Genomic DNA, 1482 nt, shown 5'->3' with positions numbered 1-1482 from the left:
ATGACCTGAACCCCAAAATCCGGAATACGGATGGAGGGGTTTTTGTATGACAAAATATACAAAAGAATTTAGAGTAAAACTAGTAAAGGAATATTTGTCTGGAGAAGTTGGTGGCAGTGTAAGTATAGCTAAAAAACATTGTATTCCAAAAGCTACTTTAGAGCAATGGATAAATAAGTACAATTCTGGAGGCTTTAAGAACTTATCTAAAAAGTTAAAAAACAATAAATTCACTAGTGAATTTAAACTATCTGTAATACAATATAGGCAAATCAATAATACTTCGCTTAGAGAGACTGCAGAGCACTTTAATCTTGTTAATGGGTCTATGGTATACAGATGGGAAAAAGCTTATCAAGAACGTGGTCTATCTGGGCTAGAAGATAACAGAGGAAGGCATAAAAAAGATATGACCAAAGTAAATAAGGAGTCTAAAAATAATACTCCAATAAACGAAAACGAAAGAGAAGAATTAATAAGACTAAGAGAGGAAAATAGACTTCTCAAAATGAAGATAATCTACGAAAAAAAGCTACAAGCCTTGCTACTAGAAGAGGAAGCAGAAGCAAGGAGAAAACAAAGATAATCCTCAACTTACAAAAAGAATATCCTGAAAGTAAAATAAGCGAATGGTTGGATATAGCTAAGTTACCAAAATCATCATACTATGAGTGGAAAATAAAATTAGAACAACCAATAGATAAAGACAAACAAATTAAAGAGGAAATAAAAACCATAGTAGAAGCTTCAAAAGGTAGATATGGATATAGAAGAGTTACTCTAGTATTAAAAAATAAAGGATTTAAAATTAACCATAAAAGAGTTTTAAGAATAATGAGAGAACAATCCTTGCTTTGCTCTAAATTTAAAACTAGATCAAGAAAATACTCGTCATACAAGGGACAAATAGGTAAAGTAGCAGACAATATAGTAAATAGACAATTTAGAGCAAGTAAACCAAATCAATTATGGCTAACAGATGTAACAGAATTTAGAATTAAAGGTCAGGAAAAGAAAATATACCTATCACCAATATTAGACATATACAACAGTGAAATAATCAGCTATACACTAAGTAATCACCCAACAATAAACTTAACCAATAAAATGCTAGAAAAAGCACTAGAAGAAAATAAAGACATTAAAGATTTAACTATACACTCAGATCAAGGATTTCATTATCAACACAGTTCATGGACTAAAAAACTAGAAAAAATGAATATTAGGCAAAGTATGTCAAGAAAAGGCAATTGTCTAGACAATTCTCCTATGGAAAACTTCTTTGGAATCTTGAAACAAGAAATGTATTATGGGGCGGAATTTAAAAACTATAATGAATTAGTTGTTGAGATAGAAAAATATATTAGATGGTACAATGAGGATAGAATTAAAACAAAATTAAACGGAATGTCCCCTGTCATGTACAGATTACATTCCGCTTAAAATATTATTAAATTATTCCGTGTTTACGGGTTCAGGTCA

General features: G+C 30.4%; 1 protein-coding gene and 1 pseudogene. Both read left to right on the top strand.

The genetic code is table 11. The features are described from left to right. Nucleotides 1-46 precede the first annotated feature (46 nt). The gene (locus J2Z38_RS10455) at nucleotides 47-586 is read left to right on the top strand and encodes a helix-turn-helix domain-containing protein (protein ID WP_048949817.1); all 540 of its coding nucleotides are present in this window, start codon (nucleotides 47-49) and stop codon (nucleotides 584-586) included. Continuing rightward, nucleotides 574-1443 (top strand): annotated as a pseudogene (locus J2Z38_RS10450) (IS3 family transposase); the annotation flags it as partial. The gene J2Z38_RS10455 and the pseudogene J2Z38_RS10450, both read left to right, overlap by 13 nt. Between the last annotated feature and the right edge of the window lie 39 nt (nucleotides 1444-1482).

Source organism: Anaerococcus degeneri (genome assembly GCF_017874475.1).
Classification (GTDB): Bacteria; Bacillota; Clostridia; order Tissierellales; family Peptoniphilaceae; genus Anaerococcus; species Anaerococcus degeneri.
This window is presented reverse-complemented; position numbering and strand designations above follow the sequence as displayed.